At 59.7% G+C, this 26,730-nt stretch carries 26 protein-coding genes and 1 pseudogene; 13 read left to right on the forward strand and 14 right to left on the reverse strand.

Annotated elements, in window-relative coordinates; translation table 11 throughout:
* Positions 1-17: 17 nt before the first annotated feature.
* Both ACYZUC_RS15045 and ACYZUC_RS15050 read right to left on the reverse strand, forming a co-directional pair.
* On the reverse strand, positions 18-515 hold the full coding sequence (locus ACYZUC_RS15045) for a DUF4411 family protein (RefSeq protein ID WP_461996586.1): 498 nt from the start codon (positions 513-515) through the stop codon (positions 18-20).
* On the reverse strand, positions 512-1,648 hold the full coding sequence (locus tag ACYZUC_RS15050) for an ImmA/IrrE family metallo-endopeptidase (protein ID WP_461996587.1): 1,137 nt from the start codon (positions 1,646-1,648) through the stop codon (positions 512-514). Before ACYZUC_RS15050 ends, ACYZUC_RS15045 begins: the two co-directional genes overlap by 4 nt.
* A 732-nt stretch (positions 1,649-2,380) precedes the next feature.
* Here ACYZUC_RS15050 and ACYZUC_RS15055 point away from each other — a divergent pair.
* The gene (locus ACYZUC_RS15055) at positions 2,381-2,686 is read left to right on the forward strand and encodes a DUF3077 domain-containing protein (RefSeq protein WP_461996588.1); all 306 of its coding nucleotides are present in this window, start codon (positions 2,381-2,383) and stop codon (positions 2,684-2,686) included.
* Positions 2,687-2,878: 192 nt separating this feature from the next.
* A complete protein-coding gene (locus ACYZUC_RS15060) occupies positions 2,879-3,244 on the forward strand; it encodes a hypothetical protein (protein WP_461996589.1) in 366 nt (121 codons plus the stop codon).
* A gap of 105 nt (positions 3,245-3,349) precedes the next feature.
* Here the strand turns inward: ACYZUC_RS15060 and ACYZUC_RS15065 are convergent, their stop codons facing one another.
* Both ACYZUC_RS15065 and ACYZUC_RS15070 read right to left on the reverse strand, forming a co-directional pair.
* Positions 3,350-3,718, reverse strand: coding sequence for a PH domain-containing protein (locus ACYZUC_RS15065; RefSeq protein WP_084320763.1), 369 nt, complete (start codon positions 3,716-3,718; stop codon positions 3,350-3,352).
* A 36-nt stretch (positions 3,719-3,754) separates the two neighbouring features.
* Complete coding sequence (locus tag ACYZUC_RS15070; protein WP_461996590.1) at positions 3,755-4,504, reverse strand: hypothetical protein; 750 nt, start codon at positions 4,502-4,504, stop codon at positions 3,755-3,757.
* A gap of 408 nt (positions 4,505-4,912) precedes the next feature.
* Here ACYZUC_RS15070 and ACYZUC_RS15075 point away from each other — a divergent pair, with 408 nt between their 5' ends.
* The 4 genes from ACYZUC_RS15075 to ACYZUC_RS15090 are packed head-to-tail and all read left to right on the forward strand — an operon-like array spanning position 4,913 to position 10,039.
* The gene (locus ACYZUC_RS15075; protein ID WP_207285700.1) at positions 4,913-5,389 is read left to right on the forward strand and encodes a formate dehydrogenase subunit gamma; all 477 of its coding nucleotides are present in this window, start codon (positions 4,913-4,915) and stop codon (positions 5,387-5,389) included.
* Positions 5,389-6,948 (forward strand): formate dehydrogenase beta subunit, encoded by a 1,560-nt coding sequence (locus ACYZUC_RS15080; protein ID WP_461996591.1) that lies wholly within the window; start codon positions 5,389-5,391, stop codon positions 6,946-6,948. Before ACYZUC_RS15075 ends, ACYZUC_RS15080 begins: the two co-directional genes overlap by 1 nt.
* Positions 6,945-9,821, forward strand: coding sequence for a formate dehydrogenase subunit alpha (gene fdhF, locus ACYZUC_RS15085; RefSeq protein WP_461996592.1), 2,877 nt, complete (start codon positions 6,945-6,947; stop codon positions 9,819-9,821). Before ACYZUC_RS15080 ends, fdhF begins: the two co-directional genes overlap by 4 nt.
* On the forward strand, positions 9,818-10,039 hold the full coding sequence (locus tag ACYZUC_RS15090; RefSeq protein WP_461996593.1) for a formate dehydrogenase subunit delta: 222 nt from the start codon (positions 9,818-9,820) through the stop codon (positions 10,037-10,039). Before fdhF ends, ACYZUC_RS15090 begins: the two co-directional genes overlap by 4 nt.
* Positions 10,040-10,195: 156 nt before the next feature.
* Here the strand turns inward: ACYZUC_RS15090 and ACYZUC_RS15095 are convergent, their stop codons facing one another.
* The 4 genes from ACYZUC_RS15095 to ACYZUC_RS15110 all read right to left on the reverse strand — a co-directional run bounded on the left by ACYZUC_RS15095 (position 10,196) and on the right by ACYZUC_RS15110 (position 13,202).
* On the reverse strand, positions 10,196-10,537 hold the full coding sequence (locus tag ACYZUC_RS15095) for a potassium channel family protein (RefSeq protein ID WP_461996594.1): 342 nt from the start codon (positions 10,535-10,537) through the stop codon (positions 10,196-10,198).
* Between the two features lie 91 nt (positions 10,538-10,628).
* The gene (locus ACYZUC_RS15100; RefSeq protein ID WP_461996595.1) at positions 10,629-11,081 is read right to left on the reverse strand and encodes a hypothetical protein; all 453 of its coding nucleotides are present in this window, start codon (positions 11,079-11,081) and stop codon (positions 10,629-10,631) included.
* A 55-nt stretch (positions 11,082-11,136) separates the two neighbouring features.
* Positions 11,137-12,495 (reverse strand): sensor histidine kinase, encoded by a 1,359-nt coding sequence (locus ACYZUC_RS15105; protein ID WP_461996596.1) that lies wholly within the window; start codon positions 12,493-12,495, stop codon positions 11,137-11,139.
* Positions 12,492-13,202 (reverse strand): response regulator, encoded by a 711-nt coding sequence (locus ACYZUC_RS15110; RefSeq protein WP_008025454.1) that lies wholly within the window; start codon positions 13,200-13,202, stop codon positions 12,492-12,494. Before ACYZUC_RS15110 ends, ACYZUC_RS15105 begins: the two co-directional genes overlap by 4 nt.
* A 167-nt stretch (positions 13,203-13,369) precedes the next feature.
* On the opposite strand from ACYZUC_RS15110, the gene ACYZUC_RS15115 reads away from it, so the two are divergent.
* On the forward strand, positions 13,370-14,161 hold the full coding sequence (locus ACYZUC_RS15115) for an MlaA family lipoprotein (RefSeq protein ID WP_461996597.1): 792 nt from the start codon (positions 13,370-13,372) through the stop codon (positions 14,159-14,161).
* 215 nt (positions 14,162-14,376) lie between these two features.
* Here ACYZUC_RS15115 and ACYZUC_RS15120 read toward each other — a convergent pair whose 3' ends face one another.
* The gene (locus tag ACYZUC_RS15120) at positions 14,377-14,589 is read right to left on the reverse strand and encodes a hypothetical protein (protein WP_461996598.1); all 213 of its coding nucleotides are present in this window, start codon (positions 14,587-14,589) and stop codon (positions 14,377-14,379) included.
* Between the two features lie 64 nt (positions 14,590-14,653).
* The gene (locus ACYZUC_RS15125; RefSeq protein WP_461996599.1) at positions 14,654-15,259 is read right to left on the reverse strand and encodes a hypothetical protein; all 606 of its coding nucleotides are present in this window, start codon (positions 15,257-15,259) and stop codon (positions 14,654-14,656) included.
* Positions 15,260-15,403: 144 nt separating this feature from the next.
* Here ACYZUC_RS15125 and ACYZUC_RS15130 point away from each other — a divergent pair, with 144 nt between their 5' ends.
* On the forward strand, positions 15,404-17,326 hold the full coding sequence (locus tag ACYZUC_RS15130; RefSeq protein WP_461996600.1) for an alkaline phosphatase D family protein: 1,923 nt from the start codon (positions 15,404-15,406) through the stop codon (positions 17,324-17,326).
* A gap of 64 nt (positions 17,327-17,390) precedes the next feature.
* Positions 17,391-17,906: a P-loop NTPase family protein gene (locus tag ACYZUC_RS15135; protein WP_461996601.1), complete on the forward strand. Its 516-nt coding sequence runs from the start codon at positions 17,391-17,393 to the stop codon at positions 17,904-17,906.
* 87 nt (positions 17,907-17,993) lie between these two features.
* Here ACYZUC_RS15135 and ACYZUC_RS15140 read toward each other — a convergent pair whose 3' ends face one another.
* The gene (locus ACYZUC_RS15140) at positions 17,994-19,169 is read right to left on the reverse strand and encodes an acetylornithine/succinylornithine family transaminase (RefSeq protein ID WP_461996602.1); all 1,176 of its coding nucleotides are present in this window, start codon (positions 19,167-19,169) and stop codon (positions 17,994-17,996) included.
* 102 nt (positions 19,170-19,271) lie between these two features.
* Here ACYZUC_RS15140 and ACYZUC_RS15145 point away from each other — a divergent pair, with 102 nt between their 5' ends.
* Both ACYZUC_RS15145 and ACYZUC_RS15150 read left to right on the forward strand, forming a co-directional pair.
* Positions 19,272-20,177 carry a LysR family transcriptional regulator gene (locus ACYZUC_RS15145; protein WP_461996603.1) on the forward strand — a complete coding sequence of 302 codons (906 nt, stop codon included), beginning with the start codon at positions 19,272-19,274 and terminating at the stop codon, positions 20,175-20,177.
* Positions 20,178-20,242: 65 nt separating this feature from the next.
* Positions 20,243-21,263 (forward strand): annotated as a pseudogene (locus ACYZUC_RS15150) (GGDEF domain-containing protein).
* 16 nt (positions 21,264-21,279) lie between these two features.
* Here ACYZUC_RS15150 and msrA read toward each other — a convergent pair.
* The 3 genes from msrA to msrB are packed head-to-tail and all read right to left on the reverse strand — an operon-like array spanning position 21,280 to position 24,347.
* On the reverse strand, positions 21,280-21,987 hold the full coding sequence (msrA, locus tag ACYZUC_RS15155) for a peptide-methionine (S)-S-oxide reductase MsrA (RefSeq protein WP_461996604.1): 708 nt from the start codon (positions 21,985-21,987) through the stop codon (positions 21,280-21,282).
* A 31-nt stretch (positions 21,988-22,018) separates the two neighbouring features.
* Positions 22,019-23,794, reverse strand: coding sequence for a cytochrome c biogenesis protein DipZ (locus ACYZUC_RS15160; protein ID WP_461996605.1), 1,776 nt, complete (start codon positions 23,792-23,794; stop codon positions 22,019-22,021).
* Between the two features lie 34 nt (positions 23,795-23,828).
* Positions 23,829-24,347 (reverse strand): peptide-methionine (R)-S-oxide reductase MsrB, encoded by a 519-nt coding sequence (gene msrB / locus ACYZUC_RS15165; RefSeq protein ID WP_461996606.1) that lies wholly within the window; start codon positions 24,345-24,347, stop codon positions 23,829-23,831.
* 150 nt (positions 24,348-24,497) lie between these two features.
* On the opposite strand from msrB, the gene ACYZUC_RS15170 reads away from it, so the two are divergent.
* Both ACYZUC_RS15170 and ACYZUC_RS15175 read left to right on the forward strand, forming a co-directional pair.
* Entirely contained in the window at positions 24,498-25,214 is a 717-nt protein-coding gene (locus tag ACYZUC_RS15170) for a response regulator transcription factor (protein ID WP_461996607.1), read from the forward strand.
* Entirely contained in the window at positions 25,211-26,728 is a 1,518-nt protein-coding gene (locus ACYZUC_RS15175; RefSeq protein ID WP_207285715.1) for a sensor histidine kinase, read from the forward strand. Before ACYZUC_RS15170 ends, ACYZUC_RS15175 begins: the two co-directional genes overlap by 4 nt.
* The last annotated feature ends 2 nt before the right edge of the window (positions 26,729-26,730 follow it).

Consider the following 26,730-nt stretch of genomic DNA (forward strand, 5'->3'; position numbering starts at 1 on the left):
TTCAGTTCGAACTTCAATTAAACAAGCAGCACAAGCCTGGCTTCAAGCTTGTGCAACAACTCAAACGTATTCAAAAACGGAACGTTAAGCTGCTCACAAATATTCGGGATGATGAATTTACGTTTAGCATCGCGATTCAGCACTTCATGAGTCACTAAAGTCGCGCCAGTTGTCATAGCCTTAGCAATAAGCCAAGGGTCTGCTCCCGCTAAAAATTCTTCCATCGCGCCGATCTTCATTCTCGGTGCCTGATCGGCCACAAGCCCTGCCACTTGCGCGAATGCTTCTTGCGTAGCGTCATCGTTGGTGATGTGAAAGAAACCAGCGTTCTCCTTCGCCCAATCAGCCAACCCGTCATTCCCTTTGGTTAGCTCATCCATAACGGGGGCGATGCTGGATAAAGCCAATGCTTCATTTTTCAGCAATAACCACTGCCAAAACCCCGGACAGATAACCATCCCGTAGTAACGATTTTTTGCCTCGATCAGCGTGTTAGCGTCGAGCAAATGATTCATTCCGTGATCCTGCTGGCGAGAGTCCTTAATTTGGCAGGTTGCACGCCGAGCAAATGTCCCGCATCGCGTAGCAGCATCCGGCCACTCATTGTTTCAATCAGCACCGCCTTGCTTAGGCGAGGGCTGTTTTTCGCGGTGGCGTTGCGGTAGTAGTCTCCCGCTCCACCTTCTTTGTCCTGAAAGGCCCTGAGGATCATTCGATAGTAAGCGCTGTATTGCGCCTGACTTAGATAGCCAAGATCCAATGCGCGGCGACCGATCGCCAATTTACTGATGTGGAACCGAGTGGCCAACGGAGCCAGGTTGTCTTCCCAGTTAACATCTGCGTTCCACAGGGCGCGGAACTGGGCTTCGGGAGCCAGAAATTCACCTGCAACTGCATTGCAGAATCGTTCCTCGTCTCGACCATTCGCGGTGTTCCCGTCAGACACTCCGCTGCTGCCAATCCAGATATGGGCCAATTCGTGGAGCAAAGTGAAGAGTCGAGCGGTGGGTGCGTCGGAACTGTTGACGAATACAACGGGGGCATAGGCATTGCTGATGGCAAAACCCCGAAACTCGCTAACTTCAAGTTTTCGATGGGTATTCCCTAGAGCAATGCCACTGCGCATAACCAGAATGCCAGCCGCTTCTGCAGCATCAATCAAGGCACGGCTGTACTTGTCGTAATCCAATCGAGCAGCGTCAGGGTTCACGCCGAGGGTCCGGCGGATGTCGTCCACTACCTCGGTGACTTGAGATCGGCTATTGAAGCGGCCGACAAATGCCAAAGGCTGATGCTCTTGGTTTTGCAGATACTCCAGGTACCAATCCTGCTTACGTATGGAGTCCCTGACGGTGTCCAACAATTCCAGGCTGGGACGTTGAGGCGCAATCCCACCGACGGTCCGCAGATCAGGTAAAGGCAGTTGTTCGACGGGCGGCTGCGGAAGAAACAGGAAGCCAAACGGGATGTGAGCAACACTCGCCCACTTTTGAGCCTGAAGGAATGTGGGTTTGGTCTCGCCAGCCTCCCATTCCTGTACTCGATCAGGTTTCACTGGCAGCTTTTTAGCAACTTGCTCAGTGGAGAGACCCGCGCGTTCACGAGACCATGTGAGCAGGCTTGGATTTACTAAGGCGGCTTGGCTCATAGGGTCGCAGGCAATTCAGACAACGCTGGTAAACGTTCAAGAGCATCCTTGGCAGATGCATCCGACTGACGCTTGTTCCAGTTATCTGTCATTGCCTTTCTCCTTGGCTATTAAAAATCTGGTGGCAGCGGCTACAGATTAGTAGAGAAGCAGAGTTACCGAGATGAGAAGACCGGTAGAAGCGCCGGATTATGTGGTAAATCGACATGGACCCGAAGCGTAAATTTGTAACTCGCAGACGGATGGTGTCACTTCGTTTCAATGCATTTCATGACATGCCCCCAGTCCCGCGGCTGCCTCCTTTGTCACCCGTATTTGCGGTGTTTGACCAGATTAATGACCAGTGACTTTGAAGGTTGCAGGAACGAGGTCTCCACGATACCCTCCCACCGTCGCTGCAAATTCAGCGACCGGGCTTGGTAACCCGAGGTAAATCACTGCGCAACAGTGCTATGCGTCCGCAGGCGCTTTTTTTTCGCCTGCGATCTGCGTTATGGCGGCTGTGCGTGGGACGTCTTCGGACGTGCCGGTTTCCTTGATTTCCCGGTTTACCAACCTGCGCACAGCTGCCACCCATTCGCTTGGTAACGAATTGTGGCAGCTCTTCAAATTAAGGAGCTTTGCAATGCGCAGCATCAATCCGTACAAAATTTGGCTTTCCCCTCTACGCAATTCCCAATCGCGTAACGCTTCACCCCTCCCCCATCGCCTCTCCGTTACTGGAGGTGCCCAATGACCAACCAACCCGAACTAAAAACCATCGGCCTAACCCCCGCTATCTACTGCCGCGATCAACCACTCTTCCACGTCACCCGCGACGTCCCTCTCGGCGATGCGTTATCTATGGCTTCCGATTTCCTGTTCCTCGCCAAAACGCTCACCGAAGATGCTGCCTATGCCAAAGACACCGATCGCCACGCCTGGGCTGCGCATTATTTGACGTCGATGAGTAAGGCGCTGGTGGATGATGCGGTGAAGGTGTTGACGCGGGATCGGGATTCTTTGTCGGGGTCCAAGCGGGCGGGGGGCGAAGGCTGAGGGGGTTTAGCCGTCAGTCGATAAGGTAGGAAGTCTGTGGGGGCGGGTTGCTTGGGGTGGTGGCGGTGTATTTCGACCACTGGTGGTGGCTGGTTTGGCGCTATCGCCAGCAAGCCGGCTCCTACAGGGGGTGTGGTTGTCTGATGGGGGTTGTTGGCCCTGAATTTTTTTAACCAAGGAGTGGAGTGAGTAATGTTGTTTGATTCGCTGGCTATTTACGGTGCGTGGATTGGGGTGTGGGTTTGGATCGTGCGCTGTCGTGGCACTCTGAATCTGTGGCTGGCTAATCTGGCGGGGTTTGTGTGTGGCTGTATTGTCGGGATGGTGGTGGAGCAGTTGACTCGTGCTGCCAGCGGGATTCTGTCGCCGGATGCGCCGTTTATGTTGTATTCAATTATGGCTGGGTTTGGCACGTTAGTTGGGACGTGGATGTGGCTTATTGCGAGGCTTGAGCAGCCGGAGGATCTGTTTCTGCGCCATTTGTTTGCCGGGGCGGTGAGTGTTTTTGTTGGTGCGGTTGTGCTTGGGCAGGCTTGGTCGTATTTGGTTTCTGGTTGAGTGGCTTTGGGGTTGGTGGTGGCTGGTTTGGCGCTATCGCCAGCAAGCTGGCTCCTACAGGAGGGGCGTTAGCCCCGGGGGTTTCGGGGCTTTTTTGCATTCAGATTAGAGGAGGTGTTGGGAGATCAGTTTGGAGATTTCTACCATTGATGTCCGGCCGGTGAATTCGAATTTCACTTTCCCCAGCGACGAGAAGTAGATCTCCAGTTCCGAATCCAGGTCGAACGTGCCGGAGGTTTCTACCGAGTACGCGACGATGTTTTTGTAGGGCAGTGAGGTGAAGTCTTTTTTGCTGCCGGTGAGGCCCTGCACGTTGACGGCGATGATGCGTTTGTTGGTGAAGACGACGCCGTCGCGCATGGATTTATACGAGTCGATGACGTGCTCGCCTTCCAGCAGCAGTGCACTGACACGTTCTGCGTATTCTTCGTTTTGCTTGAGTTTGAAGAAGCCTTTGTTGTTGAAGTCGATCATCTGCCCATCCTCCGTTCGAAGAAAAATCCCTGCGGATTACTTCACCACTTTCACGACTCGAATGTTGACGGGGAATCCATCCTGTCCGGGCAGTTTCTTCCATCCCACGTACTGAAAAATCGCTTCTTCATCAATGTACTCGCCCCACTCCGCGACTTTGCCGCCCAACACTGCGACGTTCCGGTTAATGGCGCAGGTGCCATCGTCAGGACCGACGGTGTAGATCACATAAGGTTTGACGTACTTCGCGGCGCGGAAATGTTCGCCGCAACCAGAATCGACTCTGATCATCAAGGTCTTCAGATTTGCTTCACCATCCAGCTCGGCGTGCTGGTCGAGTTCCCCGATTTCGCCGACGTCGGTGAAGCCCAGAGAGCGAGCGCGCTTGTATGCCGGGGAGGCCAGGTGTTTGATCTGGGCCTGCGCGAGATACTCGTCCACGTCTTTGCTGAGTTCAATTTCGCCCTTGTCCGCGATCTCTTCCGCTATGGGAATGCCGCTCTCACAACGAGCGTATTCGGGGGAGCCAAGGCTTGACGGGGATAGGTAGTAGCGATGGAACTCAAGGGTACTCAGACGCATCTTGATAGCGGGATTAGCTTCTTTGGGCGTCTGGCGCCCGGCCTGCACCTCGGCCACCACCTGCAGAAATTTCTGGCAATCGGAGAGGTAGCCGTCCCAGGCGTATTGCGGGGTTTCACTCGACAGGCCGGCGAGCGCCGGGGTCATCACGACGGCGAAAGTGATTGCGCAGAACAGGCGCGAGACTCGAGTGACAGTGGCCATGTGTAGTCCGTTACAAAGTTGATGAAAGTGGCGCAACGCTACTGTTTTGCCGCCTTGCCGTCCACTGGCAGCAAAGGGGACAGCCGATATTTCCTGCGGCGAGCCGCTGTGCATGCATCCTGAAACCTCCACGCAGGCTACGTTCTTCTAGACTCAATAAGAGGTCGTGGATAGAACCGGACACGTCGCATTGGTGCAGTCAAATCAACAGCCGCGTGGCAATCTGACTTTTATGCCCTTACTGAGGTGCGGCGAAGACCGTGCCGGGCACAACAAGATGCCCATTCAGGGTGCCCTGGCCACCGGCCTGAAATTGCCACGATACCGTGACGTGGTGTGAGTGCCGCAGCCGACACTTTCGGACGAACGACGACCGCCTGGTTTGTCCGTGACCGTGAGGATTGCTGAATGCCTGATGAGAGTTTGCACCTGCCTTTGGTCAACAGCCTGCTGGAGCGCCACAAAGGCTCCCCCGGCGCACTGTTGCCCATTCTTCATGATATTCAGGAACGCATCGGTTACATCCCCGATGTGGCCGTCCCCGAGATTGCTCATGCCCTCAATCTGAGTCAGGCCGAGGTTCGCGGGGTGATCAGTTTTTACCATGACTTCCGTACCGCGCCGCCGGCCCGCCATATTCTGCGTCTGTGCCGCGCCGAGTCCTGCAAGAGCCGTGGCGCCGAGGAGCTGGCCGCGCAGTTGCGCGACCGCCTGCAACTGGACGATCACGGCAGCAGCGCCGACGGCAACATCAGTTTGCGCCCCGTTTATTGCCTCGGCGCCTGCGCCTGTTCGCCGGCTCTGGAACTGGATGGCCGGGTGCATGCGCGGCTCAGTGCTGAGCGTCTCGATGCCTTGCTCGACGCTTGCCGGGAGGACGCGTGATGCCGACTCTTTATTTGCCCTGTGATTCCCTTGCCCGTGCTGTGGGGGCCGATGAAGTCTCCACAGCGCTGATCACTCAGGCCAAGGAACGCAATCTGCCGCTGGAGTTGCAGCGCACCAGCTCGCGCGGTTTGTATTGGCTGGAACCGCTGCTGGAAGTGGACAGCCCGCAAGGCCGGATCGGCTTCGGTCCGCTGACCGCAGACGATGTGCCGTCCGTGCTCGATGCCTTGAAAGGCGACCCATCCGCTCACCCACTGGCCCTGGGCCTGGTGGAAGAGCTGCCTTATCTCAAATCTCAACAACGCCTGCTGTTCGCCCGCGCCGGTATTACCCGGCCGCTGTCGCTTGACGATTACCGGGCCCACGGCGGTTTCGAAGGCCTGACAAGGGCCGTCGCCATTGGTGGCGAAGAGACCGCAACAGCGGTGTTCGATTCAGGCCTGCGTGGCCGTGGCGGCGCGGCCTTCCCCGCCGGGATCAAATGGCGCACGGTGCGCGGCACTCAGGCGGCGCAGAAATACATTGTGTGCAACGCCGACGAAGGCGATTCCGGCACCTTCGCCGACCGCATGTTGATGGAAGGCGACCCTTTCCTGCTGATCGAAGGCATGGCCATTGCCGGCATTACCGTCGGCGCCACCTTCGGCTACATCTATGTCCGTTCGGAATATCCGGATGCCGTGGCCACTCTGCGTGCAGCGTTGAACATTGCTCGTGAAGCGGGTTACCTCGGCGCCAATGTCGGCGGCAGCGGTCTGGCCTTCGACATGGAAGTGCGCGTCGGTGCTGGCGCTTACATCTGCGGTGAAGAAACCGCGCTGCTGGACTCGCTGGAAGGCAAGCGCGGGATCGTCCGCGCCAAGCCGCCGATCCCTGCTCTACAAGGACTGTTCGGCCTGCCGACGCTTGTGCACAACGTGCTGACGTTGGCCTCGGTGCCGCTGATTCTGGCCAAGGGTGCGCAGTTCTATCGCGATTACGGCATGGGCCGTTCCCTGGGCACGATGCCTTTCCAACTGGCGGGCAATATTCGCCACGGCGGCCTGGTGGAACGAGCCTTTGGCCTAACCTTGCGGGAACTGGTGGAAGGCTACGGCGGCGGTACTGCCAGTGGTCGGCCGCTGAAAGCCGCGCAGGTGGGCGGCCCGCTCGGCACTTGGGTACCGCCGTCGCAATTCGATACACCGCTGGATTACGAGGCCTTCGCCGGCATCGGCGCGATGGTCGGTCACGGCGGTGTGGTCGTGGCTGACGACACCTTGGACATGGCCCAAATGGCCCGTTTCGCCATGCAGTTCTGCGCCGAAGAATCCTGTGGCAAATGCACGCCTTGCCGCATCGGCTCGACCCGGGGCGTTGAAGTTATCGACCGGATGCTGGCCGCGCCGGACCAGAGCGAACGCGATGCGCAGGTGATCATCCTCAAGGACCTGTGCGACACGATGCAATACGGTTCGCTGTGCGCCTTGGGCGGCATGGCCCCCTTCCCGGTCACCAGCGCCCTCAAGTATTTCCCCGCCGACTTCGGTCTGCAGCCTTCGGAGGCCGAGCAATGATTACTCTCTTCGACCCGAAAACCGATATCGATCTGGGCACGCCAGCCCGCGAAAGCAAGGTGCAAGTCACCCTGAACATCGACGGCCGCAGCATCAGCGTGCCGGAAGGCACCTCGGTGATGCGCGCCGCTGCGCTGATGGGCACCACCATTCCGAAACTCTGTGCCACCGACAGCCTGGAAGCCTTCGGTTCTTGTCGCATGTGCCTGGTGGAAATCGACGGGATGCGCGGCTATCCGGCGTCTTGCACCACGCCGGTCACTGAAGGCATGACCGTGCATACGCAGACGCCAAAACTTGCAACGCTGCGCCGCAACGTCATGGAACTGTACATCTCTGATCACCCGCTGGACTGCCTGACCTGCTCGGCCAACGGCAACTGCGAGCTGCAAACCGTCGCCGGTCAGGTCGGCCTGCGGGAAGTGCGTTACGGCTATGAAGGCGAGAACCATCTGGAGGACGTGAAAGACACCTCCAACCCTTATTTCGACTACGACCCGAGCAAGTGCATCGTCTGCAACCGCTGCGTGCGTGCCTGTGAAGAAACCCAGGGCACCTTTGCCCTGACCATCACCGGGCGTGGTTTTGAATCCCGCGTGGCCGCTGCTGGTGGCGAGAACTTCCTCGACTCGGAATGCGTGTCCTGCGGCGCCTGTGTGCAGGCCTGTCCTACCGCGACGCTGATGGAAAAAAGCGTCGTCGAGATGGGCCAGCCAGAACGCAGCGTGATCACCACCTGTGCCTATTGCGGCGTGGGTTGCTCGTTCCGCGCCGAGATGAAAGGCGACCAACTGGTGCGCATGGTTCCGGACAAGAACGGTCAGGCCAACCACGGCCACTCTTGCGTCAAAGGGCGCTTTGCCTGGGGTTATGCGACCCACCCGGATCGCATCACCAAACCGATGATTCGCAAGAACATCAGCGACCCTTGGCAGGAAGTCAGCTGGGATGAAGCGGTGACCTACGCCGCCAGCGAATTCCGTCGGTTGCAGCAAAAGTACGGTCGCGATTCCATCGGTGGTATCACCTCCAGCCGTTGCACCAACGAAGAAACCTATCTCGTACAAAAACTGGTACGCGCCGCGTTCGGCAACAACAACGTCGACACCTGTGCGCGGGTTTGTCACTCGCCGACCGGTTATGGCCTGAAACAAACCTTGGGCGAGTCCGCCGGCACCCAGAGTTTCGACTCGGTGATGCAGGCCGACGTGATCCTGGTGATGGGCGCCAACCCGAGCGACGCTCACCCGGTGTTCGCTTCGCAACTCAAACGCCGCTTGCGTGAAGGCGCACGGCTGATCGTTATCGATCCACGCCGCATCGATCTGGTGGATTCGGTGCACGCCCGCGCCGAATATCACTTGGCCCTGCGCCCCGGCACTAACGTCGCCATGCTTAACGCCTTGGCCCACACAATCATCACCGAAAACCTGCAAGACCAGCCCTTCATCGACGCCCGTTGCGAGGGCAATGACTTCGCCCGCTGGAGCGAGTTTGTCAGCCGCGCAGAAAACTCGCCGGAAGCCCTTGCCCCTGTCTGCGGCGTCGACGCTGCTGACATCCGCGCCGCCGCTCGCCTGTATGCAACCGGCGGCAATGCGGCGATCTACTACGGCCTGGGCGTCACCGAGCACAGTCAGGGCAGCACCGCCGTCATGGGCATCGCCAACCTGGCCATGGCCACCGGCAACATCGGCCGTGAAGGCGTGGGCGTGAACCCGCTGCGGGGGCAGAACAACGTGCAGGGTTCCTGCGACATGGGTTCCTTCCCCCACGAGTTGCCCGGCTACCGGCACATCTCCAACGAAACGGTCCGTACGCAGTTCGAACAGGCGTGGAACGTAACCCTGCAACCCGATCCGGGCCTGCGCATTCCGAACATGTTCGAGTCTGCGCTGGCCGGCAGTTTCAAGGGCCTGTATTGCCAGGGCGAAGACATCGCCCAGAGCGATCCGAATACCCAGCACGTCACCGCGGCCTTGTCGGCCATGGAGTGCGTGGTGGTGCAGGACATATTCCTCAACGAAACCGCCAAGTTCGCCCATGTGTTCCTGCCGGGCGCTTCGTTCCTGGAAAAAGACGGCACCTTCACCAACGCCGAGCGCCGTATCTCGCGGGTGCGCAAAGTCATGGACCCTCTGGGCGGCAAGGCCGACTGGGAAGGCACCGTGGCTTTGGCCAACGCCTTGGGCTACCCGATGAACTACAAACACCCATCGGAAATCATGGATGAAATCGCCAGCCTGACGCCGACGTTCACCAACGTCAGTTACGCCGAACTGGACCGCCACGGCAGCCTGCAATGGCCGTGCAACGCCGCCGCACCGGACGGCACGCCGACCATGCACATCGATCAATTCGTGCGCGGCAAGGGGCGATTCATGCTCACCGGTTATGTGCCGACCGAGGAGAAGGTCAACAACCGCTATCCGCTGCTGCTGACCACCGGACGCATCCTCAGCCAGTACAACGTCGGCGCCCAGACCCGGCGTACCGAAAACGTCGCGTGGCACGACGAAGACCGGCTGGAAATCCACCCGACCGACGCCGAAAGCCGTGGCATTAACGAAGGTGACTGGGTCGGCATCGGCAGCCGCGCCGGGCAAACCGTGCTGCGTGCGCGAGTCACCGAACGGGTCGCACCGGGCGTGGTGTACACCACGTTCCACTTCCCTGAATCGGGGGCCAACGTGATCACCACCGACAACTCCGACTGGGCGACCAACTGTCCGGAATACAAGGTCACCGCCGTGGAAGTCAGCCGCGTCTACCACCCTTCGGAGTGGCAAAAACGCTTCCAGGAATTCACCGACGAACAGCACCGTTTGCTCAAGGAACGCCGTCAAGGTGCTAAAGCGGAGGTGCGCCGATGAGCACTGCCAACCTGATCAAGATGGTCAACCAGATCGCCCAGTACTTCGCCACCGAACCGGACCGGAAACAGGCCGTACTCGGTGTGCGTAATCATTTGCAGATGTACTGGACGCCGGGCATGCGCAGGGAGTTGCTGGCCTGGCAGACAGAGCATCAGGGGGCGGATTTGCATCCGTTGGCGCAAGAGGCGGTCAGCGGAGCGGGTTGGGAAGCGTAGATCTGGCCTATTAACTGGAACGCTGTGAAACCTTGTGGGAGCGAGCCTGCTCGCGATGGTCGTCAACGATAACGCGCGAATCCCGGATAAGCGCGGCGTCCATGAATCCATCGCGAGCAGGCTCACTCCTACAGGGGTTGTGTGTAGTGTTCCGACTTATTCATCGCCACCGGTCACCCGCACCGCGATCTCAATCGCCCGCACGCTGATCGCCGCAAAGATCGCCGTGAGCAGCACACCGTTGAACCCGAGCAATATCGCCAATATCCGCGAAAGCGGTAACTTCGGCACGAGCTCGCCATAGCCGATGGTCAAGCCGGTCACGAAGCCGAAATAGATGCCGTCGAAAGGATCCCAACCTTCCAGGTAGCTGATGATCAGGCCGCACGTGACGATGACGATCAGCATGGTGGAAAGGATGGGCCAGACAACTCGAAGGTAATAGCCGACAGCTTTGTAGAACTCTCGGCGGATGTTCGACGTATTTGCAGGCTTCATGTCGTGAGTTTCCTGAGGGCGGCAGGCGGATTGACACTCATCAGCTTGGCACAAGTATTGGGAATCGATGCCGCGTCCCAGGATGTAATAACTACTCGATCTGAATCGGCCCCTTGGTCCCGGCATCGCTGTCGGTCCAGTAATCCTCATTCTGCAACCGCCGATCGCCCTGAATGGTGAAGGTGAGTTTGCCCTGGCGAAACTGCAGCGTGCCATCCGTGCGCTTGGCATTGACCCGCTTGCCGTTGACCCAGACTTGCTCCTTGGCATCGATACGAATCGTGGCAACGGTCGCGCCGGCATCGCTCTTGGCGACCCATTGCCCGGCGTAAGGCGTCTGGGTATTTGTGCTGTCCGCCGCGGGGTTGGTGAATCCGGCCTTGGCGTTTTCCGCTTTGCTCTTGTGGATATCGCAGCCCTGAGTCTCGCTGACCTGGGTGCAACCGGATTGCTCAAGTTGTTTGCGGTACTTGTCGTTGATGGCATAGGCCGGAAGTTGCACCAACATCATGGCGGCCAGTGCCGGCAGGATGATCCGTTTCATAGGTCCTCTCCTCTGATCAGCGCCTTCCCCAGCGCCCGCGAACTGCATGGATCATTCACTGTAGTCCGAATCCTGTCCCCGGATGCACCGGCAAAACCACTAACGCTGCCAACCCGCCCTTCGACCGATTGCGCAGCTTCAGCTCGCCGCCATGCTCCAACACAATCGCCCGCGCAGCCGATAACCCCAACCCTACCCCGCCCGTGCTTTTATTCCGCGAGCCTTCCAGGCGAAAGAACGGCACAAACACCTGCTCAAGACTGGACTGCGGAATTCCCGGACCACGATCCAGCACGTTGATTCGCACTTCCCCCGCATCAGCAGTCAGTTCAATCCCCGGCTCACTGGCGTACTTGATCGCGTTATCCAGCAGATTGGTCATCACCCGCTTAAGCCCCAACGGCCGCCCGAAATACACCAACCGTTGCGGCCCGCTGAAGGCGATCTCGACACCCTGATCCCGGTAGTCATCCCGCAAGGTTTGCAGCAGTTCCGCCAGATCAAACTGGGTCGCCGGTTCAAGCCGCGCATCGTCCCGAAAAAATTCCAGCGCCGAATTGATCATCGCCTGCATTTCATCCACGTCACGAAACAGCCGCTGCTGTTGCTCGGCATCCTCGATGAATTCGCCGCGCAAGCGCATTCGTGTCAACGGTGCGCGCAGGTCGTGGGAGATGGCCGCGAGCATTTGCGTGCGGTCGCGGATGAAGTGTTGCAACTGGGCCTGCATGGCGTTGAAGGCGAGGATCGCCTGGCGGATTTCCTGCGGGCCGATGGGTTCGATGGGCGGGGCGCGGAAATCGATGCCGAAGCGTCGGGCACCTTCGGCGAAGCGCTGCAAGGGAGTGGCGAGGCGACGGGTGGCGATCAGTGCGACCAGCGCGGTGGAGATCAGCACCAGCAGGATGACGATCAGGTAACGCGGCGTTTCGTCGAGGCCCCAACTGCGTGAGGGCGCAGAGAACATCACCCAGGATGAGTCGGGCAGCTCGATCAGCAACGCGTAATGCGCGTCCGCCGAAGGTTCCGTCCAGTCAGCCGGCTCGTAGGCCTGGATTCGACCTGCGAATTTAAGCAACGGCTGCAAGAGGGTCGAGCCGGTTTCGTAATCCAGATCTTCCACCGTCGGCAGGTTGAGCTCACGCCGTTCAAGGTGCCAACTGACGGTGAAGCCGTCATCGCTGACAGCTTGTGCCAACTGACTGCGCAGGGGTACCGGGGCAGCCTTGATGACGCGGGTGATCGCGGCCATTTTTTCCAGCAGCCCGGTTTCAGTCAGCGGCGGCCGTGCCCAGACGCCGGCGAGTTGGATAAACAGCCCGTTGAGCGCCAGCGAAATCAGCATGGCAAGAATGATGGTCAGGGCGATCCAGCGCGCCACCGTGTCCCGGCGAATCCGCTTCAGCCAGTTCATCGCCGCGTCACACTTGGAGTGAACAGGTAACCGCCGTTGCGCACGGTGCGGATCATCGCCGGGCGCTTGGTGTCGGATTCGAGTTTGCGTCGCAGGCGGCTGACTTGCACGTCGATGCTGCGGTCGAACGCGTCGTGACAATGCCCGCGCGCCAGGTCCAGCAATTGCTCGCGGGTGAGGATGCGTTGCGGGTGTTCGACGAAGACCAGCAACAAATCGAACTCACCGGCCGATAGCGGGATCATCACGTTGTCCGGCGAGCGCAGTTCCCGGCGGGTGACGTCGAGGTGCCAGTCGGCGAAGTCGATCAGCGGCCGTGGACGTTCCTGCGCCAGCGGTCGACGGTCCTCCACGCGGCGCAGCACGGCACGCACTCGGGCCAGCAATTCACGGGCGTCGAAGGGTTTGGTCAGGTAATCGTCGGCGCCGAGTTCGAGGCCGACCACCCGATCACTCAGTTCGCCCATGGCGGTGAGCATGATCACCGGGATCGCGTGGCGGATGCGCAGTTGCTGGCAAAGGATCAGCCCGCTGTCGCCGGGTAACATCACGTCGAGAATGATCAGGTCCGGCGCCTGGCGCTCGATGGCTGCCCACAACGACGCGCCGTCGGTGGCGACCTCGACGCTGTAGCCGTGCTGGACGAAGAATTTTTTCAGCAGATCGAGGACTTCAAGGTCGTCGTCGACAATTAAAAGGCTGTTCACCGAAGGTCACTTAAGGGGTCGGATGGAACCGTCATCTAAAACCATTCACGGCAGCGCGTCATATATTTCAATCCTGCAATAAAACGACAGCGGCGCAATAAACCGGACATCTTTGCGCAAGGCTCGGGGCCCAGCATCGCCGCGAATTCCTCCCGAGACTCGCGTCCATGTTGCCTTTCAAATGTGCTCCCTGGCTGACCCGCAACACCTCGATTGCCGTGCTGGCCGCCGGGTTGGCGGGCTGCAGCAGCCAGCCGTCGTCCAGCGCCGAAGTGAGCTGCGCCGACATCGCCTATTCGGTGTACGACCCGGCGGAACCGCTCAATCGCGGGGTCTTCGCGTTTAACCGGGTGGTGGATGATTACGCCCTGGCGCCGGTTGCTCGCGGCTATCGCCACACGCCGGACTTTTTCCAGACGGGTGTGCATAACTTCGTGGCGAACTTCGGCGAGCCCAAGGTGTTTATCAACGACCTGCTGCAAGGTAATCCGATGCGTTCGGTCAATACGCTGGGGCGGTTCGCGCTGAATACCACGGTGGGCGTGGTGGGGTTGGTCGACGTCTCCGGCATGGCCGGCATTCCCCGTCATAAAGCCGACTTCGGCCAGACCTTCGGCGTGTGGGGCATCGGCGACGGGCCGATCGTCGAACTGCCGTTGCTCGGCACGTCCAACAGCCGCGATGCGGCCGGGCGTGTGCTGAGTTTCGTGGTCGATCCGTTCGGCGACAACAGCGATACCGTGGACACGCTCTCAACGATCAACACCGTCGGCGACATCGTCGATAGTCGAGCCGAAGTCCTGCCGCTGACCGACAGCCTGCAAAAACTGCCGGACTATTACAGCGCGTTGCGCAACGTGGTCGCCGAGCATCGCGCCGCTTTCGTGGTCGAGGGCAAACAAGGCTCGCCGAAGAACACTCAAGCGCAATGCACAGGAGCACCGGCCGATGGTTTCTGAAGGCCTGACTCTTCAACACCGCGTGACCCGCGACGATGAGGCGAATCTGCACTGCCGGGAAATCACCCTGCGCCTGTCCGCAGACTGTCGCCAACTGGTGCTCAGCCGCTACACCGAACACTACGGCCCGGCGGTGGTGCGCTGGATCGAGCGCAGTCACACGGTGTCGGTGAGCGAGCTGTTTCGCTGGCTGGTCGCCAACGGTGAGGCGGATGTCAGTGAGCAGCGATCACTTCCTCCAACACCCGCGCTACGCACTGCACCGCCGCGTCCTCATCGCGGCGTTTATGCCAGGCCAGATGCACCGCAAACCCCTCAACCTCAATCGGCGGTTGCACGGTGTGCAGCGTCTTGGCCATCGGCATCGACAGGCACTGGCTGGGCAACATCGCAATCAGGTCCGAGCCCAGCAGCAGATCCGGAACCATGACAAAGCTCGGCACGACGATCCCGACTCACCGCCCTCCCTGGGTGAATCACCAGTCCGCGCCATCACCCTTCGACGGCACACCCGGCGCGGCTTTTCTGTATAGCGATGTAGTTTTCAAACGTCCCGTATTTCGCCGGCACCTGAATGATCGCCCCGGGTTTGAGCCGTGAGTTTTCCTTGCTGGCGTTCAGACTGTCGTTGTAAGCCTGACAAGCCAAACGCGTGTCGGCTGCCATTTCATAGGCGAAACCCCGATTGAGGTTGATGTTGGTCACCACCTCAAACTGTCCTGCCTGTGCATAAATAGCCCGCGACTTCTCGAAGTATTCATTGGATTTCACGTAGCGCGTTGCAAACGTGGCGTCAGGCTCGAGGAACGCATTGGTGGTGTAGTGGGTTTCCCATTGCCGCAAGGTTGGCGACATGAAAAACAGCCCGTAGGTGCGGTAGGCATCAGCGAAGCAGAGAGGGTCGCTGGTCGTCTTGCAGATGGCCAACGCTTCGACGATCAGGCGCTCGGCGGGCAGTGGCCGATTCTGATCAAGCAGGGCGTCAGCGTCGGCCAGTTTTTGATGAGGATCGGAACTGGATACCACCCCGACGGCCGAACAACCGGCCAGTGCTGATATAACCACAGCGAGTGTTGCCGACTTCAATCCTTGAGTCATTACTCAATCCTTTGATGAGTGTGTGATGCTGAAGCGATCATCGCTTGTTACAGATTCAGCTGCAAGCCAGTGGCCATCAGACAATCCTGGCCACTGGCTGCGCTATCATCGCGCGCCTCTTTGCGCCAGGAGTGTTGAACCTGCATGCCCATGTCTTTGCCATTAACCGACGGCCCTGAAGCTCTGCCGCCCGTCCTCGTCGGCCCGTTGCTGCGGCGCCTGGAACCCACGCGCCTGGTGCTGTGGCTCGTGGGCACCCGGCCGTTATCGCTGACGTTGCGTCTGCAAGATGTTGGCGACATTCGCCTCGATGCCGGGCAATGCACGATCATTCCCGTCGGTACGCATGCCTTCATTCATTTGATCGATGTGCCGCTCGACAACGCCCTGCCCTGCGACACGTTGATCGAGTACGACCTGCTGATTGATGACGCAATGACGGGCATCGCCGAATGGGCGCCGCATCTGTTGTATGGCGAAGCACGCTGCCCGAATTTTGTTTTGCGCTCGCGGATCGACCAACTGCTGCATGGCTCTTGCCGTAAACCTCATCATCCCGCCGCCGACGGCTTGCTCTGTGTCGATCATTTGTTGGCCTCGGAACACGAGGCCACTGAGCGCCCGGCGTTGCTGATGATGAGTGGCGACCAGGTGTACGCCGACGATGTCGCCGGGCCGATGCTGCGGGGCATTCATGCCTTGATCGCACGGTTGGGATTGTTCGGCGAACACCTCGAAGGCGCCGTGGTCAGCGACAGCGCCAAGCTCTATGAGCATGCGGCCAGCTACTACCACCGTGCGGATTTGTTACCGGCGCTGCAAAGCAATGAAACCCTGCGCGAGCGATTTTTCGGCGGGGCGCGCAAGCCGATTTTCACCAGCAGCAGTGCCGACAATCATCTGGTGACCTTTGCTGAAGTCATGGCCATGTACCTGCTGGTGTGGTCGCCGACACCCTGGACGCTGATCACGCCAAAACCGCCGAAGTTGATTCCCGAACGGCGCGAGCGTTATGCGCTGGAGCAGACGCGCATCGATGCCTTCAAAGCTGGCCTGGGCGGTGTCGCACGGGCCTTCGCGCATCTGCCGTGCCTGATGATCTTCGACGACCACGATATTACCGATGACTGGAATCTTTCCGCGCAATGGGAGGAAACGGCCTACGGCCACCCGTTCTCCAAGCGCATCATCGGCAACGCGCTGATTGCTTACATGTTGTGCCAGGGTTGGGGCAACAACCCGGATGCGTTCGGCGCGGTGCTGGAGAAGACCAATGGTTTCAGCGCGACCGGTGAAGACGGCTATCTCGACGGCCCGGTGCAGGACGCCTTGATCGATGAGCTGCTGAAGTTTCAGCACTGGCATTACGTGCTGCCCACCAGCCCCGCGATGGTGGTGCTCGACACCCGCACCCGGCGCTGGCGCAGCGAGATGACACTCAAGCAACCCTCGGGTCTATTGGACTGGGAAGCCCTCTGCGAACTGCAACAGGAGCTGCTGGGTCACCCGTCGGCGATCATCGTTTCGCCAGCGCCGGTGTTCGGTGTGAAGCTGATCGAAACCGTGCAACGGGTGTTCAGCTGGTTCGGTTATCCCCTGTTGGTGGACGCCGAAAACTGGATGGCCCATCGCGGCGCGGCGCAGGTGATCCTGAACATTTTCCGACACTCGCGTACACCGGGTAACTACGTGGTGCTGTCAGGCGATGTGCATTATTCCTTCGTCTACGAAGTGCTGATCCGACACCGCAAGGCGGGCCCTAGGATCTGGCAGATCACCAGCAGCGGCATCAAGAACGAATTTCCGCCGACGCTGCTGGAATGGTTCGACCGCCTCAACCGCTGGCTCTATTCGCCGCGCTCACCGCTGAACTGGCTGACCAAACGCCGGCGGATGCGCATCGTCCCGCATGTTCCGGAGCATGCCGAGGCGGGTGAACGGTTGTGGAATTCGGCGGGGATCGGGCAGGTGTTCTTTAATGAAAAAGGACAGCCGCAGGCGATATACCAGCACAATTCGGATGGCTCGCCGAAGACGCGGATGGTGGCGCCTGAGGCTGAGGATTGAAGGCGAGAGACCGAGTTGTCTGCATCGCGAGCAAGCTTGCTCCTACAGTAGATCGTGGTGATTTATGGATCTCATCCGGACCCTGATCATCGGCAATTCCGGCTCCGGCAAGAGTTGGCTGGCCAAGCGCCTGGCGGATCACTTGAAAGCGCCGTGGGTTGATCTGGACGCGATTCACTGGATATCCGACGAACACAGCATCGCCCGCCCCCGCGCCGAAGCCCTGGGCATGGCGCGGATCGCGGCAGATGAAGAGCGCTGGGTGATCGAAGGTGTTTACGACTGGATCGTCTGCGAACTTATCCACAGGGCCACGGCGTTGATCTGGCTGTGTGTTGGCGATGAGGAATGCGTTGCCAATATTCGTCTGCGTGAGGCGAATCGGGATGAGCAGGACGAGAGGCTGGTCGCCTTGCTCGACTGGGCCGGCAGTTACCGTGCTCGCGAAGGTTCCAGTGGGTTTGCCGCGCATAGGCAGTTGTTCGAAGGGTTTGCCGGTTCAAAACTGCGACTCTTGAACCGCGCGGACATCACCGACTTCGCTGATTCCCGGCCGTATAAGAGCGAACCGCACCTGTAGGAGCCAGGCTTGCCGGCGAAAGCGTCCTCAAGAGCACCTTCGCCGGCAAGCCTGGCTCCTACAAAAAGCGGTCAGCATTAAGGTAGCTCAGACCGTTTTCACCGCCCGACAAACCCCTCTGACAATCATCTCCACCTCGCGCTCATCAATCGTCAGCGGTGGCAGTAGGCGGATGGTCTTGCCCCGTGTCACGTTGATCAGCAAGGCGTGATCCCGGGCGGCGATCAGGGTCAGGTCGCGAATCGGTTGCTTGAGTTCGATGCCGATCATCAAACCCTGCCCGCGAATCGCCAGCACGTTTGGGTCATCGGCCAACTCGGTGCGCAATCTGGCGAGCAAGCGTTCGCCCTGTATTTTGGCGTTTTCCAGCAGGCCCTGTTCTTCGATGATGTCCAGCACGGTGCAACCCACGCGGCAGGCCAAAGGATTACCGCCGAACGTACTGCCATGGCTGCCGGGGGTGAAGAGGTCGGCGGCTTTGCCCCGGGCCAGGCAAGCGCCGATAGGGACGCCGTTACCGAGGCCTTTGGCCAACGTCATGACGTCCGGAACGATGCCTTCGTGCTGGAACGCAAACCACTGGCCGGTGCGACCGATGCCGGTCTGGATTTCGTCGAGCATCATCAGCCAGCCACGCCGATTGCACAGGTCGCGCACGGCCTTGAGGTAACCGGGCGGTGCCAGTTGCACGCCGCTTTCACCCTGGATCGGTTCCATCAGGATTGCCACGATTCTTGCGCCGTGGGCCTGCTGGACCTTGTCCAGCGCCTTGAGGTCGCCGAACGGTACTTTGACGAAATCACCCGGTAGTTCATTGAACCCCAGGCGCACGGCCGGGCCATCGCTGGCGGACAGGGTGCCGAGCGTCCGGCCATGGAACGCGTTTTCCATGACGACCACCAAGGGCTGCTCGATGCCTTTGTGCCAGCCATGCAGCCGCGCCAGTTTCAGCGCGGTCTCGTTGGCTTCGGCGCCGGAGTTATTGAAAAACGCCCGCTCCATGTCCGCCAACCGCGTCAGTTTCTGCGCCAGCCGCTGTTGCCAGTCGATGCTGTAGAGGTTGGAGGTGTGCAGCAGCAGGCCGGCCTGTTCGCTGATCGCCGAGACAATTTTAGGATGTGAGTGCCCAACGTTGGTCACTGCCACGCCCGCCACCGCGTCCAGGTATTCACGACCGGCCTGATCCCACAGGCGTGTGCCCAGGCCTTTACTGAAACTCAGTGCCAGCGGTTGGTAAGTACTCATCAGGCAGGCGGCGGTCATGACATCAAGCTCCATCAATGGTCGGTGTTTTTGCAGTATGGTTAGCCACCTGAACTGGATAAACGCTGCAATACTTCAATCATTTTAAAGTCGGGATTGATAATGGATTTGTTCCAGGCAATGACCGTTTACGTAAGGGTGGTGGAATCCGGCAGCATGACCGCCGCCGCTTTTCAGTGCGAAATGTCCACCACCATGGTGGGCAATCACCTGCGGGCACTGGAGCAGCGTCTGGGTGTGCGCTTGCTCAACCGTACGACCCGGCGCCAGCGGTTGACGGAATTTGGCACCGCGTACTATCAACGCTGCCTGGAAGTGCTGGGACTGGTGGCCGAATCCGAACGCCTGGCCGAGCAGGCCCTCGACGAACCGAGCGGCACCCTGCGCATTACCGCACCGTTAACCTTCGGCACGGAAAAACTGGCACCGGCGCTCAGCGAATTCGCCCTGCTGTGCCCACGCGTCAAACTGGACGTGGTCCTCACCAACCGCCGCCCGGACCTGCTTGAAAACGGCATCGACGTGGCGTTTCGCCTGGGCAACATGGAACAGACCAACCTGATCGCCCGTCCACTCGTGGACTACACCCTGACCATGTGCGCATCGCCGATCTACCTGGCGCGTCGCGGCAACCCGGAAAAACCTGATGACCTGCGACACCACGACTGCCTGTCCTTCGCCTACCCGGCCGGTGATGACTGGCAATCGGTGGAAAAGGAATGGCGTCTGAGCGGGGCCGAAGGCGAGGTAGCGGTGGCGGTCAGTGGACCGATGCTGATCAACAGCTCCGCCGGCTTGCATCAGGCGGCACGCACCGGCATGGGCATCGTGCTGTTACCCGACGCCTTGGTAGAACAAGACCTCAAGGACGGAACACTGGTGGCCTTGATGCCCAATTACCTGCCGCCGAGCCGGCCAATGAGCCTGATGTACGCTCAGGATCGCTACCGCTTGCCGAAATTACGCCGTTTCGTCGACTTCGCCATGGGGATGTGGGGCAAGCACTAGGCGGTTGAATGCACCATCGACTAATCTCCTCGACTGGTGGGTCGCTTTAGTCAGGGAGAGCAGTGATGGATGGGGCCTCGGATATTGAAGCGTTGAAGTTCAATCTGTCGGATTTGAACGAAGACATGCTGCACACCATTCTGGAACTGGTCAGTGATGGCATCTGGGACTGGAACGCCAATACCGGGTTCGTTTACCGCAACCCCGGCTGGTACGAAATGCTCGGCTATGCGCCTCACTCCCTCGACAACACGGTATTCACTTGGGAATCGGTGATGCATCCCGAGGATTACCCACGGGTCATGGCCCTGTTTGACGCCTACCTGAGCCAACAGGCTCCCGGCTATCAGGCCGAGTATCGCTGCCGCATGCAGGATGGTAGCTATACCTGGGTCGAAGACCGCGGCTACGTGCTCGCCCGCAACGCCGACGGTTCGGTGGCGCGCATGGTCGGTGCGCACCGCAGCATCGAAGACAAGAAGCGTCTGTTCGAAGAGCTTGAACGAAAGAACAAATCCCTCGAAGCCATCGTCGAAGAACGCACTCGAGAGTTATCCCGGGTCAACCAGCAACTGCAGATTCAGCTCGAAGAAAACCGCAAACTGGCGGAAACCGACGCACTGACCGCAATCGCCAATCGCCAATCGCCATCGCCTGAGCAAGGACCTGCCTCAGGCATGTGATCGCGCCCAGCGCTTCCGACAGCCGCTGTCGCTGATTGCCATGGACATCGACGACTTCAAGAACATCAACGATCACTACGGCCATGCCTTGGGGGATGCCGCGTTGGTGCAGGTAGTCCAGAGCGTGAAACATTGCGTACGCAACGGCGATTTGCTCGCGCGCTGGGGCGGTGACGAGTTCATCATCATTCTTCCCGATACCCCGTTGGCCGACGCCAGAAGCCTCGCGGAGACAATCCGCCATAGCGTCGCCAGTTTGCTGCCAGTGGGAGACTTTCAAGTAACCATGAGTTTTGGCGTCGTACAACGCTTTGAAGAAGAACAACAGACCGGGCTGCTGGCCAGGGCTGATCAAGCGTTGTATCGGTCGAAAGTGGCGGGCAAGAATGTGATTTCGGGGTGAGCTTTTTTCTCGCCCCTCACATCCCCGCCTTCACCAACACCGGTTTCTCTTGATACCGCTCCGGAAACAACTTTTTCAACTGCGCCACTTTCGGTAGATCGTTGATAACGATGTACGGATAGGTGGGGTGTTCAGTCAGAAAGTCCTGATGCTCCTCTTCCGCCGGGTAGAAACCGTTATAGGTTTCCAGTTTGGTGACAATCGGTTTGTTGAACGATTTCGCAGCGTCGAGCTGGGCAATGTAGGCCTGGGCGACACGTTGCTGCTCGCTGTTTTCCGGAAAAATCGCCGAGCGATACTGCGTGCCACGGTCAGGTCCCTGACGATTGAGTTCGGTCGGGTTGTGAGCCACCGAGAAGTAGATTTGCAACAAGGTGCCATAGCTGACCTGAGTAGGGTCGAAGGTCACTTCGACCGATTCCGCGTGACCGGTGTTGCCGTCGCTGACCCGCTCGTATTGGGCGGTGTTGGCCGCCCCGCCCGCGTAACCGGAGACGGCTTTTTTCACGCCTTTGACATGCTGGAACACACCTTGGACGCCCCAGAAGCAACCGCCGGCAAACACGGCGGTTTCGCTGTGGGCCTGGGTGATTTCGTCGAGTGTGGGTGCGGGGATGATGACCGCGTCTTCGGCGGAACCGAAAGAGAACGCAGAGCATTGGCCGATGACGCCAGCGGCGGCCAGGCCCAACAGGGTACGACGCAAGGTGAACAGGGTTTTCATGAGGCTGACTCCTGAATCAGTGAAGTGGCGATCAACCGAACGTAAAGGCATACGCCGAGACACCCGGATCGAGAAATTCGATGCTGAACGTGCGATCCGTTACTGCGCCGGACTGACGCACCAGTTGATACAAACGTTGTTCGGTAACGCTACCGCTGCCATCGGGCGCTACGTCCGTACCGTGGGCATCGCCGGGGGCTTTTCCGTCAATCAGCACTTTGAAACGCACCGGTCTGCCGTCTGCGCCGGGCCCCAGTACCAGATGCAAATCACGTGCGTGGAAGCGGTAGACAATGCGACTGGCGGGCTCGCTTGAAGTGGCCCGCTCCGAACCGACAGTCCACTGACCGCCCAGGCTCCAGTCGTTGAGCGCCAGTTGCGACGGAGGGTTGTAGGTCGTCACCTTGTCGGGCGCCAGACTGGTTTCGGCGACAAAGTTTTCGGCACGCTGGTAACCGACATAGGTTTCCGGCGACTGCACTTCGTTCATGTCCGGCGCGAGCTGAACACCCTCGGCATTGGCATTGATCAACCCGTCATCCACCTTGGCGGCACCCGCTTCACGCAGCAATTGCTGGATCACCCGCTCCGACTCGGCGTACTCGCCTTCGCCAAAGTGGTGATAACGAATGCGCCCCTGGGCGTCGGCAAAATAGTGAGCCGGCCAATACTCATTGTTGAAAGCTCGCCAGATCTTGAATTCGTTATCGATGGCCACCGGGTAGTTGATACCCAGGTCCTTCATAGCTTTGGTGACGTTGTCTACGTTGCGCTCGAAGGCGAATTCGGGCGCATGGACGCCGATCACCACCAAGCCCTGATCACGGTATTTTTCAGCCCAGGCTTTTACATACGGCAAGCTGCGCAGGCAGTTGATGCAGGAGTAAGTCCAGAAATCCACCAGCACTACCTTGCCCTTCAACGCCTGGGCATCGAGTGGTGGCGAGTTAAGCCATTGCACGGCGCCATCCAGCGGTGGCAGCTTGCCTTCGATGGGCAGTGTGCCCGGCGCTTTGTCAGCCACGCTCATCGCACCATCAGCAGCCGGGGTCCTCGCCATCATCGCCTCGCTGCCGTTCGGTGTCTTACCGGCCAAACGGCCCACCAGCGCCTGTTCGATACCACCGGTAGATGCCGTGGAAAACCGCGCCAGAATCCCGGTATCAAGCCCCAACGCAATCGCCGCCACACCGGCCAGCATGGCCGCGCCCAAACCTCGACGGACCCACTCGCCAGCACCGATGGAACGCTTCATTGCGGCGAAAACCTTACCGCCCAGCAGCAACGCAACAGCGAGGGAAGTGGCGGCACCGGCGGCGTAGGCCAACAGCAACAGGGTGGTGGCGATGCTTGCCCCTTGCAGCGCGGCGCCGGTTAATAACAGGCCCAGAATTGGCCCGGCACACGGCGCCCAGAGCAGCCCCGTGGCAACACCGATCAGAAACGAAGCGCCGGGACGCGGCCGGGCATCGGCGCCTGCCGCCTCCGACAACCGACTGCCAGCCGCCACCAACGGGCGCGTCAAGCGTTCGGCCAACTGCGGCAGCAACAGCGTCAGCCCGAACAGGGCGACAAACACCAACGCGAGCCAGCGTCCGTATTGATTGAGTTGCACCACCCAACCGCCGCCCACTGCCGCCAATGAAGCGACCAGCGCGAAGGTCAGCGCCATGCCCGCCAGCAGCGGCAGGCTGCTCTTCATGAACGGCTGCCCGGTGCGAGCGAAGACAAACGGCAACACCGGCAGAATGCACGGGCTGACGATCGTCAGCACACCACCGAGATAAGCGAGAACCAGAAGCCACATGGCGTCGACCTGCAGGAAATGAGAGAAAAAGGAATCAAGCCGCCTGCGGCTTGAAGGTCATCGCGAGGCCGTTCATGCAGTAGCGCAAACCGGTAGGTTTGGGTCCATCGTCGAAAACATGGCCCAGATGACCGCCGCAACGCCGGCAGTGAACCTCTTCGCGCAACACACCAAAGGACCGGTCCTGACGGGTCGCCACCGCCTTGTCCAGCGGTGCCCAGAAACTCGGCCAACCGGTGCGGCTGTCGAACTTGGTTGCAGAGGAAAACAGCGGCAGATCGCAACCGGCACAGGCAAAGGTTCCATCACGATGCTCATTGTTCAGCGCACTGCTGTAAGCCCGTTCAGTGCCCTCTTCCCGCAGGATTTCGTACTGCTCGTCACTGAGCAGGGCACGCCATTCGTTGTCAGTGTGCGTTACCTCGAAAACCTCCGCCGCGCTGGCCTCGCTGACCAGCGCAGAGCTGGCAGCAAATTTTGGCAATACACCGATCGCCAGGGCTGCAACCCCCAGCCCGCCGCTCGCTACAAGAAATTGTCGCCGTGAAAACATGGCCGTCTCCAAAATCCAAAGTGCCTTTCATGGAACACAGCCTAGGCTTGGGTTGATCGCCAAATCCTCACGGGAAGTTAAACAATTCGTGATAACTCTGGCCCCGGAAAACCCGCACAATGCGCTCATTGCGCCGAAGGATTGAGCTTGATGGAACCGACCAAACGCGTCCTCGTGGTCGAGGACGACCTGCATATCGCCGACCTTATCTGCCTGCATCTTCGTGATGAGCAGTTCGAGGTGGTGCACTGCGCCGATGGCGATGAAGGCATGCGAATGCTGCAGCAAGGGAGCTGGGATGCACTGATCCTCGACCTGATGCTGCCGGGCGTCGATGGCCTGGAAATCTGCCGGCGCGCCCGCGCCATGGCCCGCTACACACCGATCATCATCACCAGCGCGCGCTCAAGTGAAGTGCACCGGATTCTGGGGCTGGAACTCGGTGCCGACGATTACCTGGCCAAACCCTTTTCCATGCTTGAGCTGGTCGCCCGGGTCAAAGCGCTGTTGCGGCGGGTCGACGCCATGGCCCGCAACCTGAAAATGGACGCCGGCAGCCTGATCATCGATGGCCTTTCCATCGACCCGATCACCCGTGAGGTGTCCCTTGACGGCAAACGCCTCGACCTCACACCACGGGAGTTCGACCTGCTGTATTTCTTCGCCCGCCAGCCCGGCAAGGTGTTCTCGCGCATGGACCTGCTCAATGCTGTGTGGGGTTACAGCCATGAAGGCTACGAGCACACGGTCAATACCCATATCAACCGCCTGCGCGCGAAAATCGAAGCCGACCCGGCACAACCGGTGCGCATCCTCACGGTGTGGGGCCGTGGCTACAAATTCGCGGCCAGGGAGGAACAGCCATGAGGCTGACCCTCACCCAGCGGCTGTCGCTGGTGTTCGCCGTGCTGTTGCTGGTGTGCTGCGGCACCTCGGCATGGATGCAGGTGCGCTCCAACCAGATGCATGAGCAGGAAGTGGTGCAAGGGTTGTCGCGGGATCTGGCCCAACACATTGCCCGTGACACTGTGCTGATGGACACCCAGGGCCTGATGCCCAATGCCGTGCGTGACTTGTTCAGCAAACTGATGCTGGTCAATCCCAGTGTCGAGGTCTATCTGCTCGACACCGAGGGCAAGATTGTCGGCAGCGCCGCGCCCGAAGGCCGGATTCATCGGGAACGGATCGACCTCGCGCCGATCCAGCGCCTGCTCAAAGGCGATGCCCTGCCGATTCTCGGCGACGACCCGCGCAGCGTCGATGCGCGCAAGGTGTTCAGCGCCGCGCCGCTGAAAGTTGACGGCAAGCCGGCTGGTTATCTCTATGTGGTGCTGCTCGGTGAGGACCACGATCGCCTGGCTGAACGCGGTGCCACCAGTGCGGCCCTCAATACCGCCCTGTTATCGATCGGGTTGGTTGCATTGCTGTGCCTGATTGCCGGTCTTACCGCATTTGCGCTGATTACCCGACCTTTGCGCCGACTGACCGAAACCGTCAGCCAGTTCGACATCGATGGCGTCCCGGCCACGCCTCCTGAATCAGCGCCGGTGGAAAAAACCGCCAGCCACGATGAAATTGCCATTCTCGACGCTACCTTCCGACAAATGCAGGCGCGCCTCAGTGAGCAATGGCGTTCGTTGACCCGCCAGGATCAGGAACGCCGCGAACTGGTGGCGAATATTTCCCACGACTTGCGCACGCCGTTGGCCTCGCTGCACGGTTATCTGGAAACCCTGTCGCTCAAGGACGCCACGTTGTCCCCCGCCGACCGCCGTCGTTACCTCGGCATCGCCCTGGATCAAAGCCGCAAAGTCGGCGGTTTGGCGCAATCGCTGCTGGAACTGGTGCGCCTGGAACATGGTTTTGTGCAACCGGTGCTGGAGCGCTTCTCCCTGACCGACCTGGTGCAGGACATCTTCCAGAAATTCGAACTGACCGCCGAGGCGCGTCAGGTCGAACTAAAAGCCAACTTTGCCCCCAACGTTGCAGCCGCCTGCGCCGATCTGGGGCTGATTGAACGCGTGCTCACCAATCTGTTCGACAACGCTCTGCGCCACACCGCCCAAGGTGGGGAAGTCGAACTGAGCCTGCGCCCTCAAGGGTCTTTCGTCGAAGTCACCGTCAGCGACACCGGGCCCGGCATCGCGCCAGAACTGCGCGAAGGGTTGTTCCTGCGCCCGTTCAACATTGGCGGGGCACGGCGCGATGGCGGACTCGGGCTGCGAATCGTGCATCGGATCCTGCAACTGCACGGTCGCGATATCCAGCTGATCGATGTGCCCGGCCGCGGTGCAACGTTCCGCTTCACACTGCCGGTTGATCAGCAAACCGCAGAGCAATGGGCGGTACGGTCGATGAATCTGAATTCACCGGGGAAATAGTC

The sequence above is a fragment of the Pseudomonas sp. GT1P32 genome (assembly GCF_054897805.1).